This window comes from Lysinibacillus sp. HST-98 (genome assembly GCF_016757845.1).
In the GTDB taxonomy this organism is placed as follows: Bacteria; Bacillota; Bacilli; order Bacillales_A; family Planococcaceae; genus Lysinibacillus; species Lysinibacillus capsici.
The window spans coordinates 1-21,498 of sequence record NZ_JAENHX010000011.1 but is presented as its reverse complement, the minus strand read 5'-3'; the positions used below and the strand labels follow the sequence as shown (position 1 = coordinate 21,498).

21 protein-coding genes, 2 rRNA genes and 2 pseudogenes are annotated in these 21,498 nt (G+C 35.8%); 8 read left to right on the top strand and 17 right to left on the bottom strand.

What is annotated here, in order from left to right; translation table 11 throughout:
* Positions 1-54: 54 nt before the first annotated feature.
* On the bottom strand, positions 55-768 hold the full coding sequence (locus tag JIN86_RS19975; protein WP_004233095.1) for a glycosyltransferase family 2 protein: 714 nt from the start codon (positions 766-768) through the stop codon (positions 55-57).
* Positions 769-1,006: 238 nt separating this feature from the next.
* Between JIN86_RS19975 and JIN86_RS19970 the strand changes: the two genes are divergently transcribed.
* Positions 1,007-2,923, top strand: a complete 1,917-nt coding sequence (locus JIN86_RS19970; RefSeq protein ID WP_202342693.1) for an SEL1-like repeat protein — start codon at positions 1,007-1,009, stop codon at positions 2,921-2,923.
* Positions 2,924-2,967: 44 nt separating this feature from the next.
* Here JIN86_RS19970 and JIN86_RS19965 read toward each other — a convergent pair whose 3' ends face one another.
* The 7 genes from JIN86_RS19965 to JIN86_RS19935 all read right to left on the bottom strand — a co-directional run bounded on the left by JIN86_RS19965 (position 2,968) and on the right by JIN86_RS19935 (position 8,308).
* Positions 2,968-3,375 (bottom strand): hypothetical protein, encoded by a 408-nt coding sequence (locus JIN86_RS19965; RefSeq protein ID WP_004233089.1) that lies wholly within the window; start codon positions 3,373-3,375, stop codon positions 2,968-2,970.
* Between the two features lie 73 nt (positions 3,376-3,448).
* A complete protein-coding gene (locus JIN86_RS19960) occupies positions 3,449-4,822 on the bottom strand; it encodes a HAMP domain-containing sensor histidine kinase (RefSeq protein ID WP_004233084.1) in 1,374 nt (457 codons plus the stop codon).
* Complete coding sequence (locus tag JIN86_RS19955) at positions 4,819-5,490, bottom strand: response regulator transcription factor (RefSeq protein ID WP_004233083.1); 672 nt, start codon at positions 5,488-5,490, stop codon at positions 4,819-4,821. The genes JIN86_RS19960 and JIN86_RS19955 overlap by 4 nt, the downstream gene beginning before the upstream one ends.
* A 73-nt stretch (positions 5,491-5,563) precedes the next feature.
* Complete coding sequence (locus tag JIN86_RS19950) at positions 5,564-6,661, bottom strand: DUF1648 domain-containing protein (RefSeq protein WP_004233082.1); 1,098 nt, start codon at positions 6,659-6,661, stop codon at positions 5,564-5,566.
* Positions 6,662-6,665: 4 nt separating this feature from the next.
* Complete coding sequence (locus tag JIN86_RS19945; protein WP_004233080.1) at positions 6,666-7,061, bottom strand: GntR family transcriptional regulator; 396 nt, start codon at positions 7,059-7,061, stop codon at positions 6,666-6,668.
* Positions 7,062-7,133: 72 nt separating this feature from the next.
* Positions 7,134-7,427: a LysR substrate-binding domain-containing protein gene (locus JIN86_RS19940; RefSeq protein ID WP_237497371.1), complete on the bottom strand. Its 294-nt coding sequence runs from the start codon at positions 7,425-7,427 to the stop codon at positions 7,134-7,136.
* 665 nt (positions 7,428-8,092) lie between these two features.
* Entirely contained in the window at positions 8,093-8,308 is a 216-nt protein-coding gene (locus tag JIN86_RS19935; RefSeq protein WP_202342692.1) for a hypothetical protein, read from the bottom strand.
* Between the two features lie 750 nt (positions 8,309-9,058).
* Here JIN86_RS19935 and JIN86_RS19930 point away from each other — a divergent pair.
* From JIN86_RS19930 to JIN86_RS19920, 3 genes are all read left to right on the top strand, one after another.
* Positions 9,059-9,265 (top strand): helix-turn-helix transcriptional regulator, encoded by a 207-nt coding sequence (locus JIN86_RS19930; protein WP_004233073.1) that lies wholly within the window; start codon positions 9,059-9,061, stop codon positions 9,263-9,265.
* 790 nt (positions 9,266-10,055) lie between these two features.
* Positions 10,056-10,616 (top strand): DJ-1/PfpI family protein, encoded by a 561-nt coding sequence (locus JIN86_RS19925; RefSeq protein ID WP_004233070.1) that lies wholly within the window; start codon positions 10,056-10,058, stop codon positions 10,614-10,616.
* Positions 10,617-10,762: 146 nt separating this feature from the next.
* Positions 10,763-11,116 carry a hypothetical protein gene (locus tag JIN86_RS19920; RefSeq protein WP_004233069.1) on the top strand — a complete coding sequence of 118 codons (354 nt, stop codon included), beginning with the start codon at positions 10,763-10,765 and terminating at the stop codon, positions 11,114-11,116.
* A gap of 418 nt (positions 11,117-11,534) precedes the next feature.
* Here the strand turns inward: JIN86_RS19920 and JIN86_RS19915 are convergent, their stop codons facing one another.
* Positions 11,535-12,056, bottom strand: coding sequence for a hypothetical protein (locus JIN86_RS19915; RefSeq protein WP_004233066.1), 522 nt, complete (start codon positions 12,054-12,056; stop codon positions 11,535-11,537).
* Between the two features lie 88 nt (positions 12,057-12,144).
* Here JIN86_RS19915 and JIN86_RS19910 point away from each other — a divergent pair, with 88 nt between their 5' ends.
* On the top strand, positions 12,145-13,071 hold the full coding sequence (locus JIN86_RS19910) for a hypothetical protein (RefSeq protein WP_202342691.1): 927 nt from the start codon (positions 12,145-12,147) through the stop codon (positions 13,069-13,071).
* 211 nt (positions 13,072-13,282) lie between these two features.
* On the opposite strand, the gene JIN86_RS19905 is transcribed toward JIN86_RS19910, so the two are convergent.
* The 4 genes and pseudogenes from JIN86_RS19905 to JIN86_RS19890 form a co-directional block, all read right to left on the bottom strand.
* Entirely contained in the window at positions 13,283-13,558 is a 276-nt protein-coding gene (locus JIN86_RS19905) for a DUF5839 family protein (RefSeq protein WP_202342690.1), read from the bottom strand.
* A gap of 162 nt (positions 13,559-13,720) precedes the next feature.
* A complete protein-coding gene (locus JIN86_RS23640; protein WP_004233061.1) occupies positions 13,721-13,945 on the bottom strand; it encodes a hypothetical protein in 225 nt (74 codons plus the stop codon).
* A gap of 426 nt (positions 13,946-14,371) precedes the next feature.
* Positions 14,372-14,632 (bottom strand): annotated as a pseudogene (locus tag JIN86_RS19895) (recombinase family protein); the annotation flags it as partial.
* A 204-nt stretch (positions 14,633-14,836) separates the two neighbouring features.
* On the bottom strand, positions 14,837-15,232 hold the full coding sequence (locus tag JIN86_RS19890; protein WP_370568730.1) for a hypothetical protein: 396 nt from the start codon (positions 15,230-15,232) through the stop codon (positions 14,837-14,839).
* 313 nt (positions 15,233-15,545) lie between these two features.
* Here JIN86_RS19890 and JIN86_RS19885 point away from each other — a divergent pair, with 313 nt between their 5' ends.
* On the top strand, positions 15,546-15,863 hold the full coding sequence (locus JIN86_RS19885; RefSeq protein ID WP_036219235.1) for a hypothetical protein: 318 nt from the start codon (positions 15,546-15,548) through the stop codon (positions 15,861-15,863).
* A 641-nt stretch (positions 15,864-16,504) separates the two neighbouring features.
* A pseudogene (locus JIN86_RS19880) lies at positions 16,505-16,807 on the top strand (O-methyltransferase); the annotation flags it as partial.
* A gap of 274 nt (positions 16,808-17,081) precedes the next feature.
* Here the strand turns inward: JIN86_RS19880 and aceB are convergent.
* The gene (aceB, locus tag JIN86_RS19875; protein WP_039885193.1) at positions 17,082-18,680 is read right to left on the bottom strand and encodes a malate synthase A; all 1,599 of its coding nucleotides are present in this window, start codon (positions 18,678-18,680) and stop codon (positions 17,082-17,084) included.
* 112 nt (positions 18,681-18,792) lie between these two features.
* The gene (gene aceA / locus JIN86_RS19870) at positions 18,793-20,076 is read right to left on the bottom strand and encodes an isocitrate lyase (protein ID WP_004233046.1); all 1,284 of its coding nucleotides are present in this window, start codon (positions 20,074-20,076) and stop codon (positions 18,793-18,795) included.
* Between the two features lie 214 nt (positions 20,077-20,290).
* Between aceA and JIN86_RS19865 the strand changes: the two genes are divergently transcribed.
* Positions 20,291-20,962, top strand: coding sequence for a LytTR family DNA-binding domain-containing protein (locus JIN86_RS19865; RefSeq protein WP_004233045.1), 672 nt, complete (start codon positions 20,291-20,293; stop codon positions 20,960-20,962).
* Between the two features lie 103 nt (positions 20,963-21,065).
* Here JIN86_RS19865 and rrf read toward each other — a convergent pair.
* A 5S ribosomal RNA gene (gene rrf / locus JIN86_RS19860) occupies positions 21,066-21,181 on the bottom strand.
* A gap of 192 nt (positions 21,182-21,373) precedes the next feature.
* Positions 21,374-21,498: ribosomal RNA gene (locus tag JIN86_RS19855) — 23S ribosomal RNA — on the bottom strand; the annotation flags it as partial.

The window sequence follows — 21,498 nt, the reverse complement described above, 5'->3', positions numbered from 1 at the left end:
GCTCTAATGAGTGATCGTTATTCTTTATCCTAGCTCATTATTTTAAATTTAAACCTAGCCATTACTATTCCTTGGTTTTAGATAATTGATGAGCATTCTCGTAATAATGGTACCAGCGTTTGTTATTTCATCGTACTGAATTATTGAATTTTTCTTTATACGTAATTGCCCAATTTCTACCTCGAAAACTGGACACTTTCTTTTAAGTGCAGCAATCAACATGTTTGTATCATAATCATAGCGTTCACCTTTTACTTTCATTAACCAAGGCAACTCATTGATGGAAATATAACGTAAACCGGTTTGTGTATCCATTAATTTTTTATGATACAGTATCTCGAAAAATAAGCTTGTTGCACGATTTCCCCAGTAAGAAAGAAATGTACTATCAGTTGAACGAAAGTTACGCACACCTAGCACAATCCCTTCAGAAAACACCTTTGTCATGGTTAAAACAAGCTTCACATCTTGTAAAGTATGTTGCCCATGAGCCCCAACTGTAAGGATACCATGGCACCTTGCTTGTTGTTCTCGTATATATGCAAAGGCGGTCTTAAGTGCGCCCCCCTTACCAATATTGCAATCATGCTGTAGTACTTGGCAGCGTTCAATTTTATCTAGGTTTTCAAAAATATCTTTATATTTTTGATCACTCCCATCATTGACAATGATGATTTGTGTAATAGTCGTTGCTAATAATTGATGTACATAGGTAATGAGTGATTGTTGTGGATTATATGCTGGTATAATAGCTGCAATATTTTTCATTTCGATCCCCCACCTAAAGGCTGACAGGTTCTCCGTAGCTACGAATCTCCCTTATATCAAATAGTATCATGTAACACCAACAATTCAACTGATCAATCCCATTAAAACATATCAATAATATCGATTTTTCTCCGATATATGAACAAAGAGATGAAGAGGCGCTTTGTAAAAAGGTTTAAAAGTAAAATGCTTGCAATGACGCCGAGGTAATTAACTGAAAGAGGTGAGTACTTTCGTCATGCATTATGAAAATCTTGAAGAACAATGTCAAAAATTAAGACAGCTGTCCTTCATAATATTATCCAAAAATTTACAGGATGCTAGTTTGCTCGCCATTTCAACCCCAGCAGAATCCTTACAGAAGTCACTTCTTGTATTAGAGGAAATTTTATATGAGATTTATCGATTGGAAATGCATACCGAACCTAAACTCAAAAATGTCCGAATGCTATTAAATAATCGAAGTTTTGTGGCGCAAATTCATCCTCGTCGAATTTATTTATTGATGAATCTAATTCATAAAATGACAAGCCATACCAGTAATGACATTGTAGAAGCCAAAGCAGCTAAAATTGTTTTAGACTATCTTAGCGATATTGTTGAATGGTTTATGAAGCGCTATGATCGTAGTTTCAAATCGAACCGCCTGTCTTCTCATGTCACAGAACTTCCTTCTATATTTGATAAAAATATACTACAGCATGAGCAGTCACGAGAGGCTTACGAACATGCTGTCAAATGGTTTGAAGTAGCTGCTCAGAATGGAGATGCAAGTGCTCAATATAACTTAGGTGCTCTTTACAATCATGGGCGAGGTGTAGAAAAGGACTATAGGCTTGCAAAAATGTGGTATGAACGAGCTGCCGCACAAAATGACGCAAATGCTCACTATAGCCTCGGTGTACTTTATCATCTAGGCCAAGGTGTTATACAGGATTATCTAGAGGCTGCACGTCATTACCAAATAGCTGCTGATTTAGAGAATGCTGACGCCCAATACAATTTAGGTGTACTCTATAATCAAGGCTTAGGCCTATCTCAAAATTTTAACGAAGCTGCCAAGTGGTATACCTTAGCAGCCAATCAAGGTAATACAAGTGCCCAAAACAATCTAGGCTTTCTTTATCATAATGGCACGGGTGTGGAGCAAAACTATGATAAGGCCGTTGCTTATTTCAAAATGGCTGCCTTAACTGGAGATGCAAGTGCTCAATACAATCTTGGTTATATGCATCTTAAAGGGCGTGGTATTCCCCAAAACCAAGAAGAAGCAGCAAAATGGTTTCATATGGCTGCTTTACAGGACCATGTGAACGCAGAGTTTCAACTGGCCATGCTCTATAATACTGGGCAAGGAATGACGAAGGATCATATAGAAGCTTTAAAATGGTTCAAGCTAGCGGCACATAAAGGACATTTAAATGCTCAATACTGTCTTGGCCTGCTGTATGAAAAAGAACAGAATCTTGTGTCAGCAGAAAAGTGGCTACTGCTAGCTGCTGACAATGGCCATATCAGCGCTGGCTTCGAGCTTGGACGTCTATATGCATATCAGCTTGAAGACCCAGTCAAGGCAATATCATATTTTAGGACAGCCGCTGAAAAGGGCTATGCAGATGCACAGTATGAGCTTGGCCTATTACTGACATCTGGCACTGGTGTTCCTATAAATTATAAGGAGGCCGTTAAATGGTGGCGAGCAGCAACCGATCAATCACATATTCAAGCTGAATATCAATTAGGCCTACTATATGAACAGGGATTAGGGGTAGCCTTAAATCTTGAGGAGGCACGCAGATGTTATCGCCTAGCAGCCACTCAAGGCCATGCAGGTGCGCAGTATCAACTGGGCAATTTATTTGATAAAGGTAAAGGCGTAGAACAGGATTACACAGAGGCTGCTAAATGGATTGAACAGGCTGCATCACAAGGACATATGAAGGCACAATATCAATTAGCCCAAATGCACATTCATGGACAGGGCGTACCAAAGGACTTTGCAAAGGCCGCCCAGCTTTATCGACTATCTGCTAATCAAGGGCATCCAAAAGCCCAATTCCAGCTTGGTATGCTCTACAAAAAAGGGCATGGTGTTGCACAAGACTATCAAGAGGCGACAAGATGGCTGAAAAAGTCACTGGAAGAAATTAAATAAATATTAAAAAACCTACCGCATCACATAAGACACGGTAGGTTTTATTAATGACTGCTATTATCCTTTTGTTGTTGAATCATAAATGTTACAACAATAAATAAAGCAAAGCTAATTAATAGCGTAGTTCCTCCTACAATAAAGAAGACTAATGTAAAAGTGCTACCAAAATTAAATGGATTTATATTGTAAAACCACATGCCCAACGTTAAGCCCAGAACACCCACAATAGCTGTCCAACCATGAATGGTTACTAATTTTTGTGATTTCACTTTGAAGGCTCGATAAAAAATACCCCAGGCAAACATACTAAGCCAGCCAACAAGTAAAATATGTGCATGTATCGGTCTATATTCATAACTACCTGATCCCGACATATGTGAACCTAAATACGTGCCGATTAAAGCAAAGATTGCCGCTAATCGAATAAGGCGTATGCTCCACTTTTGTTCCATACGATAACTCCCCCTAATCGTGTTTCAACTAAGTAGCAGTTTATCTTGTGAACATGAACTTTACATGAACTTCTTATGACAAAATTGGTAGATGGATATAAACCTTTGTGCCCGCATGCACCGTACTTTGCATCTGTATGGTCCCTCCATGTAGCTCAACAATTTGTTTGACAATCGCTAAGCCTAGTCCGGTCCCTTGCTTGGTTCTAGACGCATCGGCGCGATAAAAACGGTCATATACTTTTGCTAATTGATCCTCAGTCATTCCTATCCCACTGTCCTCCACAAGAATTTCAAGTGAGGTGGATCTTTTTTGTAAATGTAGATGTATCTGCCCACCCTCTACATTATATTTAATGGCATTTGTCAGTAAATTATCCCATACGTTTTGTAAAAGCCCTGCATCGCCATCAAAAATAATTTGCTCAAGCTTATATGATATTTGAAGCTGTGACTCTTCCATTTGCCAACGATACTTTCGTACAGTTTCCTTTAGCTGTTCATCTAAACGATAAGACTCACGTTTTACAATTATTGTCGATTGGTCAAGGGAGGTTAATAATAATAACTGTTTGGTTAATGTAGATAGGCGTTTTGTTTCTAGCTCAATGATTGCTGCATATTCCTGTCTTTCCTGTTCAGTAAGGGAAGGATTTTTCAGTAAATCTACATACCCTTGAATATTTAGTAAAGGTGATTGAAAATCATGTGATACATTACTAATAAATTCCTTCCGTGTACGATCAGTTTCCTGTAATCTCTCGGTCATCCTATTAAAGCTTGATGCTAATTGACCAATTTCATCTGCACGATCAATATCTAGAACTGTATCAAATTTTTCATGCGCTAGCTGTTGAGTGGCTGCTGTTAACTTCGTAATGGGGCGAATTAATGCTTTAGCAAATAGTAGCATGGCAAGTAGGCTCAGTATTGTCATAACCAACATTAATCCCGCAAGTATTGTATGCACCTCAGAAAACAATAAACGAATATCAGGTCTTATGAATAATGCATAGGACTTGCTTTCATAGGTAAATGGCACACCAATTGTATTATTCAGTTCATTAGCAAAAAATCCTGTTACAAAGGTCTCTTTAGGAAAATCTCGCATACCATGATAGATTTCCCCATTTAAAACACGCTCCACAACAGACGTTGACAATGTTTTATCACGATATGGACCGCCAAAAAATTGCCCCTCCTGACCAGTTGTCACATAAATTTGATAGCCGATTTCACCCAATGTTGCCAGATAGCTATTTAAATCCTCTGGTTTGTCTGTCTCAATATAATGCACAATATCCTGTGCTATGCTAACGTTTTTTGCATCATTTTTTTCTTTTATAACTTGATGGTAATAAGTATTTGTTGCTAAAAAGCCCATACATAAGCTTCCGATCATTACCAGCATTGTTGTTACAACAAATTTACTATATAAGGTTTTCATGTTGCTTCCTCTAGCTTATAGCCAACACCTCTTACTGTTGTAATTTCAACAGCCGTGTCATATCGGTTTAATCTTTCACGAATCCGCTTCACATGCGTATTTAACGTTTGCTCATCTCCATCATAGTCATAGCCCCATACTTGTTCCATAATATAGCTACGAGTAAACACTTGATGGGGACGTGATGCTAACAAAGCCAGTAATTCAAATTCCTTTAAAGGTAATATAAGTGTATTTTCCCCTATTACAACCTCAAAGCTTCGTCGGTCAATTACTAGTTTACCTACTTGGATGGTTACTTGATTTTTTTTATCAAATCTCCTCAATATCGCAGCTATACGAAATAATAATTCCTTTGGTTCAAAGGGCTTTACAACATAATCGTCAGAACCTGCTAAAAAGCCACGTTCTTTATCCTCTAGCTCACCTTTTGCTGTTAATAATAAAACAGGAATATCATAATCTTGAGTTAAATACTCTGTTAGTGTAAAACCATCCATTCCTGGCATCATCACATCGACAACAGCTAAATCAGGCAGATTCCCTTCGAGTAAGGCTAGTGCCTGCTTTGCATTTTCAGCAAGTAGCACTTGATAGCCTTCCTTTGTAAGATAAATATTGACTAGCTGTAAAATATGAACGTCATCATCGACAACAAGGATCTTCATCTGCCCACCTCCAGTTAATAAGAAAAAATCCGATCATATAGAACGAATTTTTTCATCACAAATTACTATTATTTTATAACGAAAATATAGAAATCAACAGCAATAAGAGAAAAGGTAAACCAATCACAATATAGCCTCTAGGATTAGCAAGGTTCATGGTCCATCCTACCCCGAAGCGTTTCTCCACAAAAACAGATGGGTCTTGTCGATTCATATAAATTAAGCCGCCCTTCCAATAACGATCCTCATCCACGTCCATTACTTGGGAATCTATATTTGCTTCATAGCGTACTTTATGTTTATACTTTTTCACCACATATACAAGTAATGAACCCAGCAAAACAACTAAGAACAAAATAAATACTGGTAATAGCTTATAGCCTACTGTCATAGAAGGATAGATGTTGCTTAATTGTAAAATAGTTAATAAAGCTGTTAATGCAGAACTTATCAGTAGTATTTGCCAACTCATGTATTTTCGTGTTTTTAGCTGATCCTCTAACGATTCCTCTTTGCGATTTACAGCTAATTTAATTGCAGAACGTTTAATGGAGTCGGTAATTCCCCACATCATACATTGCATCATTAGCATTACCAGTGGCAGTGAAATAGCTGTAAAATAGGTCTTGTTTCTCCAGGCATCCGCTTCGCCACTCGGTCCCCAATGTACTGCTATATCATTTGGCATGAGATCGTAATGAAGGTATGTGTAAATGATCAAAAATACCGATATTCCTAATGGAACAGCAAAAAAAGACCAAGGAAGCATTTCATCACGGCTTCTTGCAGTTAAATCCACTGCCCGTACTTGTTTAATATTTGCGCCCCACTGCTCTTGTTTTTTCAACTTCGATACCTTTTGATGATTTATCCAATACAACGCCATGCTTACTGCAAGCATACTAAACAAACAGCTTAATAAAACAATACTTTGAATAGATTCAGAAGGAGCAAATTGATTGTAACTTATAATCATGATGATTAGAAAAACTATCCCTGTTCCCCCTACGAACTGCACATACTGTTTTTTCAACTGAGCTAAGATGGGATGCTTAATATTTTGATCAGGCACTGTGACTCCAAAAACGATTGTTTCTCGTACAATATAGGGAACGACTATTTGCAAAGCTAATGTCATGATGTAAATGGTTATAAAAACGCCAAGTAGCATTTTGCTACACTCCCTCTACTGGAATTTGCAAATCGGCAAAAACTTTTTTCATCATGTGCTCAATTTGTTCAGCTGTTGCGCCGAGCACCATTCCTTCTGCCACAACAGGTTTCAAATTCTTTTCGATTTGTCGCAGTTGCTCAGGTGATAAAGCTCTCTCCTCTGCTGAACTTATGATAGCTCCAGATTTTGGACGAATGGCAATAATCCCTTTCGCCTCTAATTCATGATAACTTTTATTAACAGTATGCATATTAACACCTAAATCGGCAGCTAAACTTCGCACAGACGGTAAAGTATCACCTGGCTTCATTTCTCCTCTAGCAATTCCTTCGATAATTTGACGTGTTACCTGCTCATAAATAGGTACGTCTGATTGAAATTCTATTTGAATAAACATGTTTATCAGCTCCATATTTGTTATACAACTAATATAACAAATTTCTCTCCACCTTGCATGAGATTGAAATGTTTAAATAGGGGAATTTTTTATGGTTTCAATAAATCTTTTCACAAGTAAATTCTGCTTCTCATTATTCCTTGTACAAATTGCAATTTTATGTTTAATGGCATGTATATCCTTCACATAAACTCTCGCCAATTGCCCACTCTCTACATACTCTCTAACAGCAAGAGAAGAAATAAAATTTGCACCATAGCCCGCCATGACTGAGCGAATGGTTTCATGAATGCCATTAAATTGGAGTGCGATATTGGGTGGTCTCACTTGGTAGGTTTGACATAATGAGAAAAGATGCTCCCTCATTTTAAAATGCTTTAAAAATTCACATGTTGCGCATCTATAATGACACGACACCCACTATCCGTCTTTCTGATTTGTTTCTGGAAAGGATAAATAGCTCTAAAAAAGGGTGATAATTTGTCAAAAAACTCCTATAAATATTTAAAATATGTAGCATTACTTCTTGTCATATTTCAATTACTGTATTTAGGAATTCCCGATTCTGTGAAGCCTGTAGGTTTATGAGTACATTATATTTTTCGGATTAGCTTATTTATTTGCCATTCTTCAAGATTTTTTTAATCCAAGTAAAAAAACAGATTTATTATTACGTGTAGCTATCATCAGTTTAATTGTCTTGGCTATTACATCTATCTACTATAAAGCCACGTTCTCAATTGCTTTTTCTGTAATAATGTTTATTGCGTTCAGTTCTTCATTATATATAACAATTAAGCTAAACAAAAAAAACAAGCAAAAGGATTAATACCTTTTGCTTGTTTTTCAAAATTAATGGTACGAATATTTTGTTTGTGTTGAGTAAGTAATATTGTTACCACTCGCACCTACATACTCCACTAAGTCTGTAGTTGTTAAAATGTGAGTACCATTACGCTTCGCACAATCGTTTAAAACGGATTGTAACTGGTTTTTATTCGGATTTTTTAAGAACATTGCAACAAATCCAGTTATCGTAATACAAAGCCAACAACTTCCAAAAATTTTGCCATTTTTGGTGCAATATGTTTAGCAAAAGCTGTTGCTACTAAGGCTACACCCACCGAAGCAATTCCTAACCCTAAATCATCTGGACTGATTTTACTGTTTTCTTTGTGTGCCGCAGCGAGGAAACTTTGTACTGTTACAACCTCTGTTTCTCGTCTTACCACTTTTGATGTTGCCATTATATATCCCCCTATATTATATGAATTTGTTAGAATTGAACAACCTAACACTCTATAAAGGGGTCTCTCAATTGATTTAACAACTTTTTTTAAAAGTTTTATTCAGTTCATACATTTTATTTTACATAACATTAGAAAAAGGCAGTAACGAGCAAGGGCCAAGCCCTGTCGTTACTACCTTTTTGATTTCGCATCATACAGCCTGATTTTCACTGCACTTTTCAGCTCAATTAGTAGCTGCAACAAAATCTAATCATGTTTTAATTTCCATATCTGAAGCAGTGTGGTACCAATTATTAAACTTACTAAACCAATTGTACATTTCATATTAAAATTTATGGAATGTATTAAATCTTTTACAAAGACCACTTCCATAAAACCGGTTAAAAGAAATACAGCAGCTATTAAATAGAATATGTATCCGACTAATCGAAAAATCAAACTTTTCTCACAACCTCTCCTTTTATATTTTATCATTTCAATTTACAGTATTGTATTTATTCCTGAACTTATTTGTGGTTTTCACTCATAAAATTATATCATCACCAGAGCGAATCATTTCAATTTTCCCTATCAACTTCCCTTGTTTTGTTCGCAACTCCTAAACAATTTCATTTTCCAGTTACTTTTTTCTTGTTGAATAATTAAATTCCCTAATCTTTTATTGAGCCCTACCAAAATGTAAGGTTGATATTGTGTGCGTCAAAACTTAAGATTTAGAGTTAAGACGCAATTGTCGGAGGGAGAATATTGCTGAAAAGATTTTTTAAAAATAATAAAGATGAAAAAAATGATGAGAAATGGCAAGGTGGAAATCCAAATGGTCGCCCTAAGTTAACCATCAATGAATTAAAATTGCTGCATTTAAAAGATGCTGGGAAAAGTAATCGAGAAATTGCACGAATACTAGGTGTTTCTGAAGCAACTATTAGGAGACGATTGAAAGAACAAAAATGACTGGATACTCTATGTAGAAAACATATAGAAACGAATAAACGTTTGTATAGAAAACATGTAGAAATGCACTTTTTTATGGGGACACCGAAACACTAGGCTCTGCCTAGTCTATCACCCCAAGTGATAGCAGATTTCCCTTATGCTCTTTCCTTTAAAATTCTTGTCCTCTCATTACTGCCTAATTCGAGATAGTTATATCAATAAATCTTGTATAATTTGTATTTTTTTAAGTAAATTTTTCCTTATTTTACTTTCAATCCCTTCGTTCGATAGCTTTCAATTCAAGAAATTGATATTCTAATTAAGGTACCTTTTTATCCTTCTGCACAAAGGACAAAAAGGCACTATTTATATTTGGTTAGTACATAATCATATTAAGGTGTACAAAAGGATGCCTAATAGGCATCCTTTTGTACTTTATTTGTATCTTCTTTCTTTACAATTCGAGCAAAGCGACAACAAATATAGCTGCTTATTTGGAAAAAATAAGCAGCTATATTTGTAAAGGTCGTAGGAATCTCTTACCAAGCCAAAAACTCTGTTTTTTGGGGCATGGCATGCCATACCCGTTGCTTGCCCTACTTTAACCTTGAATTTTTTACAAAACTAAAAAAGTAGTAAAATGCTACTCTGACTGAACAAATGATTGATATATGATCGTTAGTCAGATTTATGTGGATTTACAACGTGAAGGAAAGAGAAAGAATTGTGACCAAACTGCGCTTTGGGAAGGTTATACTTTAACTAACGGAGCAGATTGTTATATAAAAAAGCGTGGGGGGATAAACAGTTGAAAGCATTATTTTTTCTGTATGAAGGGTATGTTGATTGGGAAATCAGTCTTTTATCATACATTTTAAATGTAACTGGTGTAGAAATTAATACAACCGCATTAAATGATGAAGTCATTCATAAAGGGATGTTCAAAGTCAAATTGGATATGAATATCGAAGCATGTAATCCCAACGACTATGATGTTTTAATCATACCTGGTGGGGAACCTGATCCGTTTGTTAAGGATGATCGTGTATTGAATCTTATTAGAGAGTTTGATGACCAAGGTAAAGTGATTTCAGCGATTTGTGGAGGGTCTGCCTTTCTAGCAGCAGCAGGCGTTTTACGAAAAAGGAAATATTCAACTTCTATTGACGATGACTTGGCTTACAAACATTATTTCAATGAGGCATTCAAGAGTGAAACCGATGTAACCGTGTGTGAAAATTTAATCACAGCCGAAGGGAATGCGTATGTTGAATTTGCGGTCGCAGTTGGAAAAAGGTTGGAGATTTTTAAAGACAGGGAAGACGAATTAGAAACCGTATTGTTCTTTAAAAATCAATTAAGAGGATAAAAATTTTACAAGAATTTATAACGTATTCATAAATAAACCTAATAACGTTCCCCAAATGGAAGTTTGGTGACTCTACGAGGAAAGCTTTCCTCGTTTTGGGTGCATTTTACGGCGCAGGTTTAAAACTAATAAAGGAGTAATGTAGCATGGGAGTTTCTGTTTATTACACTTGTATGAGAAACCATAACCTTACCAACAGTGAGGAGCAACAGATAACGGCTATCATTGATGAATACAATGCAGGTTTTGAAAGAAAGGATATTGGAGAAACATTTTGTGTTTATGACTATGATCAGGATGAACCAACAGTGATCTTTGCAGGTTCAACAAAGCTACCACTTTCAGATAATTTTGAAGATACATTGCATGTACTGTTTTATTGGTTGACCTGTTTGACAGATATTAGAAGAAGTATTTCTAATGGTGATTGGCATGTGCATCTAGATGATACGGATGCCATTTGGGATGAGGAAACAGGTTGGCGAATTACGGAATATTAGTACTCATATTCCCAATAAAGTGCTGGAAGGGTGCTTTAGTGCAGCAAGGATTTATAACATATACATTCATAAAGCCAATAACGTTCCCAAATGTACGTTTGGAAACACATCGAAAAGCCATGAACATTGTTAAATCAACGTTTTATGGCTTTTCTTATGAACATTGTTTATACATCTTTTTATACAAATAGCGTAAATGCTGATATAGCAGCATTTTTACTGACTTGGTTTATTCTTCACTTTGCATAAAATCCTGTATATTTCTCTAAGCTCCCACAAGCTTTTTTAAGCCTTTTGAGATTAAAACATGAAGTTGATATAAAGCAAAAATAAAATAAGCGTTTTAAAACAAATGTAAATGCCCCTATAATTTGATTTTTTTCATAAAAACTAGAATGAAAATGCTCTTTCATATTTATCAATCATTATATAGATTTCCATTTTTATCATATACTTCAAAGGTTGCAGGTGAAGTATTTTCAACATTCTTTGGCAACTTGAATGTTTTTATAAATGTTTGTGAGTTTGAAATGTTTATTTCTGTTTCAAAGTTTTTTAATTGTGATTTGACTTTTATTTTTGATATATTTTTATCTAAATTATTAACAAATATAACGCCATACTTCCCTTTATTAGTATTATATTCTTCATAAGTGATATTAGGATTTGTTTTTAGGTAAATGAATTTTAGATTATGATTCCATCCCTTTTGAAATTTTGCATGACCAAATTCTCCCTCTTTAAACTTCAATTGAGCTAACCATATATTAGTATTTTCTATTTGTTCAAAATTTATGAGCTCTACTTTATCCTTGCTAGATTCTTCTATAAAAGTCTTTACACTTTCTTCAAATGGTTTTATATGATACTTTTCATAATAATTCCATAAATACATAGATAATATAACCAATACCAAAAATGGCAATATAAACCTTTTCATCAACAAAACCCCTTTTTGTAAAATAATGGACTTTTTCACTTCATTTAAACTTATCATTAGGTTAATATAAAATAAAGGGGGAGATTATTTGAAAAAAATATTATTAGTTGTTTTTATGGTATATTTTGTAGTTTTTAATTTGGAAAGTATGAATGTTAAAGCTGCTGAGCTAAATATAGATCAAATAAGGCATTTAGAGTCTTTAGGTTTCACTGAAGAAGAAATTTTGAACATGCCTGAAACAGAAATATTAAAAAACTTAGAAATTGACGGAGAAGTTGTAGCTGTCGATAAAAAGTTTTTTAAAGTCATTGAAAGAGATACTTCTAACGACAATGTTAGTACATACGATATTAACAATTTTAGTAAGGAAGTCGTTATTGAACTTGATGAAAATACGTATTTAAGAGAAGTTCAATTAGAAGAAGCTAAAAGAAGTAATGATTCTGTATCTACACTTTCAAGTACACATACTACATCCTATAAGACTGTTACTACTACAATTGTTTCTTTAGCAGCAAAACAACAGTACAGGGTAAAAACTGCAATTACGTGGAGTATTATGCCAAGTAATAGAAAAATTGATGTTATAGGTACAGCTATTAATAGTTCTTTTTGGGCTCCTGCTCCAAATTCTCAATACGGTCAACAAAGTTGGTCAGTGAGACATTCTTGTGATCAAATTAAATATCTAAGTACAACTTATTCTAGTGGCAGTAATTCATGGTCAAAAGGGGCATCTGGTTATGCCTTAAATATTGATTTACCAAATGATGTTGTGAAATCTTATGCTTGTAATAGTGAAGAAGTAAAAACTTTATCTGCATTTTCTTATTATACAGCTGATAAATTAGCTGCTACTAGTCAGATAGATGCTTATGGAAAGTACCTACATCAAGAAACAACGTTCCAAATTGCTCCATCTGTTACTTTCTATCCTCTTTCATTCGGAGTTTCAGCTAGTCAATCTGATAAATTTACAGAAGCGAGTACACATGCTCAAACTAAATTTTAAAAAGTAACATTAAGGAGTAGCCATTTGCTACTCTTTTTATTTTGGCTTTACAGTCGCTGGAGAGAAAAGGTGAAACGTGGCGGTTGTCAATCTTAAATTGCGGTACCGAACCAAAGAGAGGATAAGGAGCAAATTTAGATTGACAATCTTACTGCATCAAAATCCTCTTGGCGGCATTGAACAAACCCTTGTATTGATTCAATAATTACAGCTATACACTCATATGCTCTTCCCTAGGCGCTTTCTCTAAAAGCCGAATAACCCTTTCATATCGTTGTCCTGTCTCCTCAAACTCTTCCCGAAAAACCTTTGTTACCAAAAAGGGCGCCAATGTTTTCCCCACAGCCACAATATCACCTGGTTGAAGATTGACATCACGTAAATGTTTAGGATTATGCCAAGTATAGGGTTTAGGATATAACTTCAATACGTCATTATCTTTTTTACTTTTGATATGAAATCCTGAAAGTGTATTATTGTTTTCCATTTCACAACCTCCTATTTTTCCAGAACCATGTTTTACGTTATTAAAAATGAGTATAACAAACTAGAGGTATGATTTTTCATCATTCCTCATTTGATTAAAGATCACGTAACTTGGCCAAGATTCGCTCACGTTCTTGTGCAAAATAGGCTTTCTTTTCTTCGCTTATTTCTTCTTCTTGCTCGTGATTGTTTTAATTTGGTTATTATAGTTAAGAGTCGAATTCGAGCCATTAAGCTTTGATATAACAGCGTTTTGGGCCAATTCCTGATGTTTATTTTGATGTTTATTTGGTTGTTTAAATTCATCTTTAACGATGGCAATTTCATACGCATTTAGATGATACACTTCGCTTAAAATGCTTTCAAAGTTCACATGCTGCACATCCAAAATGACACGACACCCACTATCCGTCTTTCTGATTTGTTTCTGGAAAGGATAAATAGCTCTTAGATTGCTCCATATACTTAAAAGCTGTTGAAATTGTATTGAATCCTACCTCTAATTTGTTACTCAAATGCTCTCGATAATGCCGTTGTATGTAAGATCATCAATCAATTTTTCTAGCACTCTATGTACTTTCCCTCCAGGATAAATACCTTGTGTGGCTAGTACGTCTTCTAATTGCTGTAGGCGCTCTTCTTTGAGTTGCCGATCTCCTTTTTGATTGCCGTATGTAATAAATGTTTAGACTGCTTGGTTTGGTGTAGTTTTTAGTTTATTTTTCATGATAGTTGCTCCTTTTTTGAAGCAAAAAAGCGTTTTACATCGCTGTAGTAACGATGCAAAACGCTTTCGATGACGGAAACTTTTTAATAAATTTACGCCTTTGGCGAATAACCGTTCAATGATCTCGTTGTCTTCTTTAGTGTTTCGAGCCAATCGATCCAATCTGGTTACAACAAGCCTGTCACCTTTATTTAATTTAGACAGCAGCTCATTTAATTGTGGTCGGTCTGTTTTCGTTCCTGTGAATTTCTCTTTATAAATAACAGTCGCTCCTTCACTCTCCAACGTTTGAAGCAGAACCTCTAATTCCTGTGATACAGTCGATACCCTTGCATAACCGTAAATCATAGAAAAATATCTCATTTCTGCACTACATTTATCGACCTAAGTTATGACACCTTTTTACACCTTGATATCACTGCATCAACACACCGGTGTCAAAACTATTAAGTTTTGGCACTGTATAAATAAAAAAGACCACCTCGTATGAGATGGATACATCATTCTATCTATTCAATTAAAGCACCACGTTTGTTGAACAAGGAATTTTGTTTACCCTTCAACAATTGCAAGATATTTTTTGATTTCTCCTTCAGATTCAACAATTAAAATATCTCCCCGTTCTTTGGTGGAAAAAATCTTTGTACCAACAGGAAGTTTATTCGACATCTCATCTCTAAAATCTGTATTAGCATCATTTTTTTTTATTTCACCGATTTGAACATCTTTTGTTAAAGATAATTCTTCAACCCAATCAATATTAGTTTTGTAGATAACTCCATCATACTGAAAAATATCAGCATCAGAATCTAATGTTAAAACTTCTTCGGCATCTATACTGTCAATTGATACTGTTGTAGTTCCCCCTTGAATATTGCATCCTGTAATCATGAATAAAGCTAATGCGATCAAACCATAGAATAATTTTTTTATTTTCAATTTACCCACCTCTTTTATATAGACACCTATTGTCTACCAAAAGTTACATATTCAACTAAATCTCTTCGTTAGTTGAACAAGAATCCGTTCCACAACTCTTTAAGTTTTGATATAAAGGCTGATGGGAAAGTATGGGTATTCGCCCCATACATTCGTAAACATGGCAGAGTTATTTATTAAAAAAAATCAAAAATATTTTGCTTTTGAGCCAAGACTTTTGAATTACCTTAATTCACTAAAATTAACTAATTTATAAAAAACTATTTATTTTAATTATTGGTATAAAATGGTGTTGTTTGAAAAATACCTAGGGGGTTTTAACTTGAAATCAAAATCGAAACTTGCTGTTATGATTCTGTCTTTTGTTTTATTATTTTCTATATTTCAAAACACAGCTTCAGCATACTCTTTAACTGGTTGGCGTTTTACTAGTACGAACTTTATTTCGTATAAATGGGGAGATAGCCTCAATAATGGCGTTATAAAAACCGGATGGATAGACGGAGCATCATCGTGGAGAACATCAACATCGGAGAACATACGATTTTTTAATGATTCAAAATCAGTAAATTTCTTAACTAGATTCACCAATGCAGATACTGGTTTTTTTGGAAAAATGGTAACAACTGCTCAGTTTTGATACCAACAATAATATCTACTTAAGAGCAATTGAACCTTATTTAATTAGTATTGATACCAATACAGTTAATAAAGCTGCTACATTAAATAGTAATCTAATCGATTATAATCCAGACGATTTTACAGATGATATAAATATAAGTGATACAACAACTCTCTCTATTTCAAATGAAGTTAATGGGCAAATAACTGATTTTATAGCAGGCAAGACACTAGAAGATTTAAAGAAAGAGATTAATTTTTTAAAGAGTAAATAATAAACAAAACAATAATGCCATCCGTTTAGAATTGGAAGGCATTAGTGTTTTTTAAAAGTTCAATTATTATCCCTCTGAAACAGAAAAAGATCTGTAAAATCAAATCCGTAAAAAAATTTACAGATGATCCTTAATTAAAAAAACTTCTGGAAATCCCCAGAAAAAGTTAGAAAGAGCATAAGGAAAAAGTGCCCCCCACCTAGTCGGGGGCTAGGCAGGGCAAAGCTTTTTCGTGATATCAATGAAATGAAGAAAGATATACATTTTATATACATTCATATCCATTTATCAGGAAGTATATATACAAAATATATACAGCTAATATGTCTAAAATTCACTTTTATTCTCTTTCAATCTTCTCCGAACGGTAGCTTCCGAAACGCCAACATTACCAAATTTAAAAAATGCTGGACTATTATTTGACTTTATCTTTATTGATGCTGATAAACCTAATAACCCCGCTTACTTGAGGTGGGCGTTAAAATTAGCAAACTCTGGCGCTCTTATTATTGCAGATAATGTTGTACGTAATGGTGAGGTAACTAATGAAAATAGTGAGGATGAACGTGTTAGAGGCGTACAAGAATTTATGGATTTAGTAAAAGCAAACCCAAGAATTGAAGCAACGGCTATACAAACAGTGGGTGTCAAAGGGTATGACGGCTTTGTACTAGCCGTAGTAAATTAGCATAGAAAAACCGCGTAACTAAAAAAGCAGTTACGCGGATGTACTATATAAAAGATGCCTTACTGCTCCCCATCTAAGCTAGTAAGACATCTTTACCCCTTAAAAGCTCTTAACTTTTATTTATAGACCCCTTTTAAATCAATCGTGCTCATCTCTTTAAACGGGGGAACAGACCCCGTCACGTTATGTTAGTGGAATAGGCTGGATTGTACTCGAGTGCAATCCTTAGATAGTTATTAGGAAAGTTTGATATGTTGGATAGTAGACTTGTATTTTACGCTAATTTTTCATACCCTGGAAGTGTCAAGAATTCCGCAAATTCATCTTGTTCAATTAAGGATTTAAACAGTTCAGCAGCTTCTTCATAGCGACCACTGTTATAAGCTTGTTCCCCAACAGCCTCTTTAATTTTCACAAGTTCTTCTTCCAATATTTCTAAAACAAATGCTAGTGTAATACCACGTCCATCATCTAAGATTCCTTTCGGATGACGGATCCATTGCCATACTTGTGTACGAGAGATTTCTGCTGTTGCAGCATCCTCCATCAAGTTATTAATTGGTGCCGCTCCGTTACCTCGAAGCCATGAAGCAATATATTGTACACCCACACTACAGTTAATGCGTAGTCCTTCAATTGTAATTGTTCCTTCTGGTACAGCTACTAAATCTTCGGCAGATACTTGTACATCCTCACGCTTTTTATGAATTTGGTTAGGCGTTGTCATAATAGCATCAAATTGCTCCATCGCTGTTGCAACCATACCAGGATGTGCTACCCATGTACCGTCATGCCCCTCTGTTGCCTCACGACGTTTATCTTCTGCCACCTTTGCAAATGCGACTGCATTCGCCTCATCATCATTTTTAACTGGAATTTGAGCTGCCATTCCGCCCATTGCTGGTGCATTTCGCTTGTGACATGTTTGAATACATAAAGATGTATAGGCTTTCATAAAAGGTACTGTCATCGTTACTTGCCCACGGTCTGGCAAAATAACATCAGCTTGATTGCGTAGACGTTTAATGTAGCTGAAAATATAATCCCAACGACCACAATTCAAACCAGCTGAATGTTCACGTAGCTCATATAAAATTTCATCCATCTCAAACGCAGCTAAAATCGTTTCGATTAATACAGTAGCTTTTATTGTCCCCTGTGGAATACCAATATAATCTTGAGCAAACACAAAGACATCATTCCATAGTCGAGCCTCTAAATGACTTTCAAGCTTTGGTAGATAGAAATATGGCCCTGTACCTTGTGCAAGTGCGTTTTTGGCATTGTGGAATAGATATAAACCGAAGTCAAAGAAACTGCCTGAAATCGGCTCTCCATCCACCAGGACATGCTTCTCAAGCAAGTGTAGACCTCGTGGACGAACTAACAACACTGCTGTCTCATCATTTAATTTATATGTTTTACCATTGGATACTTGTGTAAACTCAATCGTCTTATTAATAGCATCACGCATATTAATTTGACCGCCAATCATATTTTCCCATGTCGGAGAAGATGCATCTTCAAAGCATGCCATGAACATTTTTGCTCCAGAATTTAACGCATTTATAACCATTTTCCGATCAACTGGCCCTGTAATTTCAACACGGCGATCTTGCAGGTCGTTTGGAAGTGGTGCGATTACCCAATCACCTTCACGAATATGCTTTGTCTCTGGTAGGAAATCCAACTTCTCTCCCGCATCAAGTCGTTTTTGGCGTTCTTGTCGAGCCTCCAACAGCTCCTTGCGGCGAGCATCAAATTTTTCGTGCAGAGCAAGAACAAATTCAAGAGCTTCAGGTGTCAAAATTTCATTAGTTTGCTCATTTTGTTCTCCAACAATTTTAAGCTTACCTGTCGTTGCTTGTTCCATTAGCTGTTTACCCACCTTTGCCATTTTAGTTTCGTCATCCTCCGCTTTAGGAGGAGCGGAGGAGACTATTCTATGATTATGAATTTAGGAAAACACGTATTTAAACTACGACTTATACAAACTGTTCTGTCTCAGTAGAACCTGCCATTGCTGTTGTAGAAGAAGTACCACCAGAGATAACCTGAGAGATTTCATCAAAGTATCCAGTACCTACTTCGCGTTGGTGACGTGTAGCTGTATAGCCTTTAGACTCAGAAGCAAATTCTGCTTGTTGTAGCTTAGAATATGCAGCCATACCATTATCTTTATAGTCATGAGCAAGCTCAAACATAGAGTGGTTTAGTGCATGGAAACCTGCTAAAGTAACGAATTGGAATTTATAGCCTAACTTACCAAGTTCACGTTGATACTCTGCAATTTCTTCTTCTGAAAGATTTGCCTTCCAGTTGAATGAAGGTGAGCAGTTGTATGCAAGCATTTTACCTGGGAACTCAGCATGAATAGCTTCAGCAAATTCTCTAGCTTCTTCAAGTGATGGTTTAGAAGTTTCACACCAAATTAAATCTGCATATGGAGCGTAAGCTAAACCACGAGCAATTGCTTGTTTGATTCCAGCTTTTGTACGGAAGAAGCCTTCAGGTGTGCGTTCACCTGTGATGAACTCTGCATCACGTGGATCAATATCTGATGTAACCATATCAGCAGCATCAGCATCTGTACGTGCGATTAAAATTGTATCTACACCCATAACATCTGTTGCTAAACGTGCAGCTACTAAGTTACGAACAGCATTTTGTGTTGGAAGTAATACTTTACCTCCAAGGTGTCCACATTTCTTTTCAGAAGCTAATTGATCTTCTAAGTGAACACCAGCTGCTCCTGCTTCAATCATACCTTTTACAAGCTCGAATACGTTTAGAGGCCCACCAAAACCTGCTTCTGCGTCTGCTACGATTGGCGCGAACCAATCAAATTGATCAACACGTCCTTCAGCATGATCAATTTGATCTGCACGTTGAAGCGCTTGATTAATTCGTTTTACTACTGCTGGTACAGAGTTAGCTGGATATAATGATTGGTCAGGATACATTTGACCAGACAGGTTTGCATCAGCAGCTACTTGCCAGCCTGATAGATAGATAGCCTTTAAGCCAGCTTTTACTTGTTGTACTGCTTGATTCCCCGTTAATGCCCCCAATGCATTGATAAACGGTTCCTCATGTAATGAATTCCAAAGTCGAGTAGCACCTTTTTGCGCTAGTGTTTGTTCAATTACTACTGTTCCCTGTAATTTAACAACTTCTTCAGCTGAATATGTGCGTTCAATTCCAGCCCAACGTGGGTTTTCCGCCCATTGTTTTTCTAAAGCTTCGATTCTTTCTTGACGAGTTGACATATTGAAATTCCACCTTCCCCTTTGTGTACAATATACTCTGTTAAAAAACTTTTAATTATCTGTTCCATAACAGGTTTATTTGTTGTAAATTAATATATAACAGACTATTTGAATTTTCATTATTTTTCGATAAAAGATCAAATTTTAAGGATAAAACTACCTTTTTTGACGATGAAATTTGGAAGACTGTTTACAAACAAGGGGGATATTCACAATGAACAATGAGTTAAATTCTTTCGTAAAAGATATTTCACAACAATATATTTTTATGTTGAAAGACTGGATACCTGCTGATTCATCCATTGCGATTGCTGTTGAAAATTCTTATGTTTATTTTCACTCTGGTCACCAAAGTATTCATTTAGAGATAGGTCAACAAGTATTACCTGGGAGTATTGCGGACCAAGTATTACAGACTCAAAAAAGAACAGATGCTATTTTAGATAATTCCCTATTCGATACGCCATATTACGGCATTGGTTATCCTATATACATTCAAAATAAGCCTGCTGCTCTCGTCATTGTCCTACCGTCATCATTTACAGCAAAAAGAGCAGAACCATTTCAATTTTTAACTGGAAAGCAAGAGGAGGAATGGAATCCTGTAGCAATTAATAAAATATCTCATATTGAAAGCCTACAGAAAAAAACATGGTTTTATGTAGAGGGTGATCAGTATAAAACGAGTATTACACTCAAAGAACTTCAATTACGCTTACCATCATATTTTATTCGTATCCATAGATCTTACATTGTAAATATACATTTCATAAAAAAAATGGCACGTGATTTAACATCAAATTTTATTGTCACTTTAATTGATGGAAGTGAGTTGCCAGTGAGTCAATCTTATCTAAATGATCTTCGGAGTGCTCTTGAATTTTAAGTATATAGGGCTGTCTTTTTCGGGGGACAGCCTAATTTAAACTATCTTCTTAATTTGTGTACAACAAAAAAGACCAGAGAATTTATTCTCTGATCTTTCATTTGCCTAGCGACGTCCTACTCTCACAGGGGGAAGCCCCCAACTACCATCGGCGCTAAAGAGCTTAACTTCCGTGTTCGGTATGGGAACGGGTGTGACCTCTTTGCCATCATCACTAGACTTTTATTCGACCTCCAATACACGGCGTATTACGGCGTCAGCTGCTCTCGTTCAATCAGTCACGTACAAACGTACGCTCCTTCAATCACTCGTTTGCTTCCTTGTACTACTTGTGTCTTGAAGCGCTCTTTTTTGTTGAAAGAATTATTCTTTCAAAACTGGATAAACGGTGCATTGAATGTTTCAAACGTTTTGGTTAAGTCCTCGATCGATTAGTATTCGTCAGCTCCATGTGTCACCACACTTCCACCTCGAACCTATCTACCTCATCGTCTTTGAGGGATCTTACTTACTTGCGTAATGGGAAATCTCATCTT

Excerpts from the sequence above, each read along its gene's own strand:
- JIN86_RS19975 (WP_004233095.1), bottom strand. The coding sequence starts at position 768 with ATGAAAAATATTGCAGCTATTATACCAGCATATAATCCACAACAATCA.
- JIN86_RS19970 (WP_202342693.1), top strand. The coding sequence starts at position 1,007 with ATGCATTATGAAAATCTTGAAGAACAATGTCAAAAATTAAGACAGCTG.
- JIN86_RS19965 (WP_004233089.1), bottom strand. The coding sequence starts at position 3,375 with ATGGAACAAAAGTGGAGCATACGCCTTATTCGATTAGCGGCAATCTTT.
- JIN86_RS19960 (WP_004233084.1), bottom strand. The coding sequence starts at position 4,822 with ATGAAAACCTTATATAGTAAATTTGTTGTAACAACAATGCTGGTAATG.
- JIN86_RS19955 (WP_004233083.1), bottom strand. The coding sequence starts at position 5,490 with ATGAAGATCCTTGTTGTCGATGATGACGTTCATATTTTACAGCTAGTC.
- JIN86_RS19950 (WP_004233082.1), bottom strand. The coding sequence starts at position 6,661 with ATGCTACTTGGCGTTTTTATAACCATTTACATCATGACATTAGCTTTG.
- JIN86_RS19945 (WP_004233080.1), bottom strand. The coding sequence starts at position 7,061 with ATGTTTATTCAAATAGAATTTCAATCAGACGTACCTATTTATGAGCAG.
- JIN86_RS19940 (WP_237497371.1), bottom strand. The coding sequence starts at position 7,427 with ATGAGGGAGCATCTTTTCTCATTATGTCAAACCTACCAAGTGAGACCA.
- JIN86_RS19935 (WP_202342692.1), bottom strand. The coding sequence starts at position 8,308 with ATGGCAACATCAAAAGTGGTAAGACGAGAAACAGAGGTTGTAACAGTA.
- JIN86_RS19920 (WP_004233069.1), top strand. The coding sequence starts at position 10,763 with ATGGGAGTTTCTGTTTATTACACTTGTATGAGAAACCATAACCTTACC.
- JIN86_RS19915 (WP_004233066.1), bottom strand. The coding sequence starts at position 12,056 with ATGAAAAGGTTTATATTGCCATTTTTGGTATTGGTTATATTATCTATG.
- JIN86_RS19905 (WP_202342690.1), bottom strand. The coding sequence starts at position 13,558 with ATGGAAAACAATAATACACTTTCAGGATTTCATATCAAAAGTAAAAAA.
- aceB (WP_039885193.1), bottom strand. The coding sequence starts at position 18,680 with ATGGAACAAGCAACGACAGGTAAGCTTAAAATTGTTGGAGAACAAAAT.
- aceA (WP_004233046.1), bottom strand. The coding sequence starts at position 20,076 with ATGTCAACTCGTCAAGAAAGAATCGAAGCTTTAGAAAAACAATGGGCG.
- JIN86_RS19865 (WP_004233045.1), top strand. The coding sequence starts at position 20,291 with ATGAACAATGAGTTAAATTCTTTCGTAAAAGATATTTCACAACAATAT.